The sequence below is a fragment of the Micromonospora sp. H61 genome, assembly GCF_018070325.1.
Taxonomy (GTDB): Bacteria; Actinomycetota; Actinomycetes; order Mycobacteriales; family Micromonosporaceae; genus Micromonospora; species Micromonospora salmantinae.
In genome coordinates, this window is the sequence record NZ_JAGPXY010000141.1 from 1 (window position 1) to 4,953 (window position 4,953).

5 protein-coding genes and 2 pseudogenes are annotated in these 4,953 nt (G+C 73.7%); all 7 read left to right on the forward strand.

Translation table 11 applies throughout. From position 1 onward, the window contains the following. A pseudogene (locus KBX08_RS34970) lies at positions 1 to 154 on the forward strand (sulfotransferase); the annotation flags it as partial. After that, positions 93 to 752 (forward strand): annotated as a pseudogene (locus KBX08_RS32125) (hypothetical protein); the annotation flags it as partial. The pseudogenes KBX08_RS34970 and KBX08_RS32125, both read left to right, overlap by 62 nt. Positions 753 to 966: 214 nt before the next feature. Then, complete coding sequence (locus KBX08_RS32130; protein WP_210787514.1) at positions 967 to 1,446, forward strand: UDP-N-acetylglucosamine--LPS N-acetylglucosamine transferase; 480 nt, start codon at positions 967 to 969, stop codon at positions 1,444 to 1,446. Then, positions 1,443 to 2,117 carry a glycosyltransferase gene (locus KBX08_RS32135; protein ID WP_210787515.1) on the forward strand — a complete coding sequence of 225 codons (675 nt, stop codon included), beginning with the start codon at positions 1,443 to 1,445 and terminating at the stop codon, positions 2,115 to 2,117. Before KBX08_RS32130 ends, KBX08_RS32135 begins: the two co-directional genes overlap by 4 nt. After that, positions 2,114 to 3,037: a glycosyltransferase family 2 protein gene (locus tag KBX08_RS32140; RefSeq protein ID WP_210787516.1), complete on the forward strand. Its 924-nt coding sequence runs from the start codon at positions 2,114 to 2,116 to the stop codon at positions 3,035 to 3,037. The genes KBX08_RS32135 and KBX08_RS32140 overlap by 4 nt, the downstream gene beginning before the upstream one ends. 94 nt (positions 3,038 to 3,131) lie before the next feature. Then, complete coding sequence (gene aroC / locus KBX08_RS32145; protein ID WP_210787517.1) at positions 3,132 to 4,310, forward strand: chorismate synthase; 1,179 nt, start codon at positions 3,132 to 3,134, stop codon at positions 4,308 to 4,310. Further along, the gene (locus tag KBX08_RS32150) at positions 4,310 to 4,813 is read left to right on the forward strand and encodes a shikimate kinase (RefSeq protein WP_210787518.1); all 504 of its coding nucleotides are present in this window, start codon (positions 4,310 to 4,312) and stop codon (positions 4,811 to 4,813) included. Before aroC ends, KBX08_RS32150 begins: the two co-directional genes overlap by 1 nt. The last annotated feature ends 140 nt before the right edge of the window (positions 4,814 to 4,953 follow it).

Genomic DNA, 4,953 nt, shown 5'->3' on the forward strand with positions numbered 1-4,953 from the left:
GCTCATCGTGCTGCTGCGGGACCCGGTGGAGCGGGCGTACTCGCACTGGAAGGAACGCCGCACCCACGGCATCGAACCACTGGACTTCGCCGCCGCGGCTGCTCACCGAGACGTCGTGGGCCGGCCAGGTGGTCGCGGTGATCGAGCCGTTGCCCCCGGCGGTACGCGGTGTGCCGGTGGACGACCCGCCCCGGATCGCGGCGCTGCTCGCGGTCGCCCGGCGCGGTCGCCCGGCGGGCACACCTCGACCGCTGGTCGACTCGGCCTTCCTGCGCCGGCTGGCCGATCAGGCCGGCCGGGCCGCCGCGACCGAGCCGGCCGGCGCGCGGGCGCTCGCCGCGGTCTCGGCGTTGGCCCGCCGGCATGGCGACACCAGCGTCGAGTTCGGTCACTGGCATGGTGACTGGGTGCCGTGGAACCTGGGCTGGCACGCCGGTCGGTTGGTCGCCTGGGACTGGGAGCACAGCGGGCCGGACGTGCCGGTCGGCTTCGACCTGGCGCACGACGCGTTCCAGCGGGCCCTCGTGCTGCGCGGGGAGCCGGCCGACGCCGCCGCGTCGGCAGTGGACGGATATCTGAGCCGGCACGGCGAGCGGCTCGGTCTCGACGCCGCGCAGCGTCGGCTCGTCGCCGACGCGTACCTGGTGGAGATGTGGTTGCGGACGTGGCGGCTGGCCGACGCGGGCGCGGGCTGGAACGCCGCCCTGCATCCCGCACTCTTGGACGTCATCGAGAAAAGACATAGCGGCTGATCTGGAGGAATCGCGGCGGCGACGGAGCGCCGCAGAGTGACGACATAATCGCAGGTGGTGATGACGATCGATGGACCTCGGACGTTCGGTGCACCGCACCGCCCGTTGTGGAGATCGTCATCTCGGCCGGTCGCGCTATTCAACGACCGGGAATCGTGTGATCTGCTTCTGCCTGGCGTGAACTGAAATTCCAAGCGAACTTGTGGGGAGTCGCGTGGACGCGAACAACGACGACAGTGGGGCGCCGGTGCTGCTGCTGGTCGGCTCCAGCGGCGGCCATCTGGCCCAACTACTGGCCCTGCGGCCCTGGTACGAACAGCGGCGGCGCTGCTGGGTCACCTTCGACACCCCGGAGGCGGTGTCGCTGCTGGCCGGCGAGGACCTGGTGCCGGCGCACCACCCGACCACCCGCAACGTGCCGAACCTGCTGCGCAACGCGCTGCTGGCCTGGCGGGTGCTGCGGGCCCGGCGGGTCGCCGCCGTGGTCACCACCGGCGCGGGGGTGGCGGTGCCGTTCGTGGTGCTGGCCCGGCTGCGGCGCATCCCGACCGTCTACATCGAGGTGTACGACCGGATCGACACCCCGACGTTGACCGCTCGGCTCTGCCGGCCATTCCTGTCCGCGATGCTCGTGCAGTGGGACGAGCAGCGCCGGCAGTACCCCGAGGCGACAGTCGTCGGGACGCTGCTGTGACCGGGGAGACGGGCACCGCCCGGCGTCCGCAACCCCGACCGGCCACCGAGGCGGCCCGCCTGCCGCGCCAGCGCGACAGCTCGGCGGTCGCCCAGCTCCGACTGCTGGTCGCTGTGGGCACCGACAAGCACCCCTTCGACCGGCTCGTCGACTGGTTGGCGCAGTGGCACGCGCACGCCTCCGGCCCGATCGGGCTGACCATGCAGCACGGGCACACCAACGCGCCCCAGCTGAGCGGCGCGGTGCCGTTCCTCGGCCACGACGCGTTGCAACAGGCGATGATCGATGCGGACCTGGTGGTCTGTCACGGTGGCCCGGCGACCATTCTGGAGGCCCGCCGGCACGGCCACCTGCCCATCGTGGTGCCCCGCGATCCGGCTCGCGGTGAGCACGTCGACAACCATCAGCTCCTCTTCGCCCGCCGGCTCGGCGCCGCCGGGCTGGTGGCGCTCTGCGAGACCCGGGAGGCCCTGCACGACGCGTTGGCCGCCGGGGTGGCCGACCCGTCCCGGTACGCGGTGGCCGCCGACCCGGAGGCACACGAGGTACGACGGGCGGCGGTGGCCCGGGTCGGGCAGATCGTCGACGACCTGGTGGCCCGTTCGACCCCGCGCCCACCCCGGTGGCGGGCCTGGTCCCGGCCGCGCCCGGGTACGGAGGAGATTCGATGACCCAGCAGCCGACCGTCAGCGTCGTGGTGCCCACCCGGGACCGCCCCGAGCTGCTGCGGGCCGCGGTGCGCGCGATCCTGGCACAGGACTACCCGGGCGTGATCGAGGTCGTCGTGGTGTTCGACCAGTCCGCGCCGGACGAGTCGCTGACCGAGCTGGGGAGCGGCCCGGCCCGCGTGGTGCGGGTGATCCGCAACGCCCGTACCCCCGGGTTGGCCGGTGCGCGCAACAGCGGCACCCTCGCGGCGGAGGGCGAGCTGGTCGCGTTCTGCGACGACGACGACGAGTGGCTGCCCGGCAAGCTGGCCGCCCAGGTCGACGCGCTGGCCGCCGACCCGGCCGCCGAGTTCGTCTGCTGCGGCATCCGGGTCAACTACGACGGGCACACCGTCGACCGGGTGCTCGGCAAGGACCGGATCACCCTGGACGACCTGCTACGCGACCGGATGACGGAGCTGCACCCGTCGACGTTCCTGATCCGCGCCACCGCGTTGCGCGACGGGTTCGGGCTGGTCGACGAGGAGATCCCGGGCAGCTACGCGGAGGACTACGAGTTCCTGCTGCGGGCCGCGCGCAGCGCGCCTCTGATCAACCTGCGGACGCCGTCGGTGCTGGTCCGCTGGCACAAGCGCTCGTATTTCGCGCAGCGCTGGGACACCATCTCCGAGGCGTTGCAGTGGTTGCTGCGGCGCTACCCGGAGTTCGCCAGTCAACCGGCCGGCGAGGCCCGGGTGTCCGGGCAGATCGCGTTCGCCCAGGCTGCCTCCGGCGACCGCCGGGGCGCGTTGCGCTGGGCCCGGCGCACCCTGCGGAGCAACCCCCGCGAGCCGCGCGCCTACCTGGCCCTCGCCGTCGCCGGTCGGGTGGTCCGGGCCGACGCGGTGCTGCGCACCCTGCACAAGCGCGGTCGGGGGATCTGAGCCGCCGCCCGCGTGAGCGGGCGGCGGCGTCCGCTGGGCGGGACGCGACGGGGAGTGCGCCGGGTCGGTGGCCCGCCGTGACAGACTGACCGCTGTGTTGCGCTGGTTGACTGCAGGTGAATCGCACGGTCCCGCCCTCGTCGCGATGTTGGAGGGGGTGCCGGCCGGCATTGAGGTGACCACCACCGAGATCGCCGACGAGCTGGCCCGTCGACGGCTGGGCTACGGGCGGGGTGCCCGGATGGCGTTCGAGCGCGACGAGGTCGAGCTGCTCGGCGGCCTGCGGCACGGCGTCACCCTGGGCAGCCCGGTGGCGATCCGGGTCGGCAACTCCGAGTGGCCGAAGTGGCAGACCGTGATGGCCGCCGACCCGGTCGACCCCGACGAGCTGGCCCGGCAGGCCCGCAACGCCCCGCTGACCCGCCCCCGGCCGGGCCACGCGGACCTGGCCGGCATGCAGAAGTACGGCCACACCGACGCCCGGCCGATCCTGGAGCGCGCCAGCGCGCGGGAGACCGCCGCCCGGGTGGCCGTCGGGACGGTCGCCAAGGCGCTGATCCGCCAGGCGCTCGGCATCGAGATCGTCTCGCACGTCGTCGAGCTGGGCCCGGTGGCCGCGAAGCCCGGGCTGCGTCCCCTGCCGTCCGACACGGCCCGGATCGACGCCGACCCGCTGCGCTGCCTCGACCCGGAGGCCAGTGCCCTGATGGTCGCCGAGGTCGATGCCGCGAAGAAGGCCGCCGACACCCTCGGCGGCGTGGTCGAGGTGCTGGCGTACGGGGTGCCACCGGGGCTGGGCAGTCACGTGCAGTGGGACCGCAAGCTCGACGCCCGGCTGGCCACCGCGCTGATGTCCATTCAGGCGATCAAGGGTGTGGAGATCGGCGACGGCTGGCAGCAGGCGCGCTCCCGCGGCTCCGAGGCGCACGACGAGATCATCCCGTCGGCCACCGGCGTTCGCCGGGTCACCGACCGGGCCGGCGGGCTGGAGGGTGGCATCACCACCGGGGAGCCACTGCGGGTCCGTGCCGCGATGAAGCCGATCTCCTCGCTGAACCGGGCGCTGGCCACCGTGGACGTCACCACCGGCGAGCCGGCCACCGCGATCAACCAGCGCTCCGACGTCTGCGCGGTGCCCGCCGCGGCGGTGGTCGCCGAGGCGATGGTGGCGCTGGTGCTGGCCGAGGCGGCCACCGAGAAGTTCGGCGGAGACTCGATCGCCGAGATCCGCCGCAATCTGGCCGGGTACCTCGACGCGCTGGTCATCCGCTGATGGCGCCGGTCGTCGTGCTGGTCGGCGCGCCCGGCTGCGGCAAGACCACAGTCGGCCGGGCGCTCGCCGCCACCCTCGGCGTGGAGTTCCGCGACACCGACACCGACATCGAGCAGATGGCCGGGAAGCCGATCCCGGAGATCTTCATCGACGAGGGCGAGGCGCACTTCCGTACCCTGGAGCGCGCCGCCGTGGCCGCGGCGCTGGCCGGCGGCACGGGCGTGCTCGCCCTCGGCGGCGGCGCGGTGCTGGCCGAGGAGACCCGGGCGGCCCTGATCGGGCACCGGGTGGTGCACCTCTCGGTCGAGTTGCCCGACGCGGTGCGGCGGGTCGGGCTCGGCGCCGGCCGACCGCTGCTGGCGATCAACCCACGGGCCACCCTCAAGCACCTGCTGGACCAACGCCGGCCGCTCTACGCCGAGGTCGCCACCGAGACGGTGGTCACCGACGGCCGGGCCCCGGCGCAGGTAGTCGCCGACGTCGCCGCCCTGCTCCCGCGCTGACGCGGACCTGTCGCGCCGATCTGTGAGTGGGGGTTGTCAAGGGGTGCGGTGGTGGGTGGTGATGGTTCGGTAGAGCTGTCGGGCGATGTAGCGCTTGAGGCAGCGGGTGATTTCTCTGGTGGTGCGGCCTTCGGCGCGGC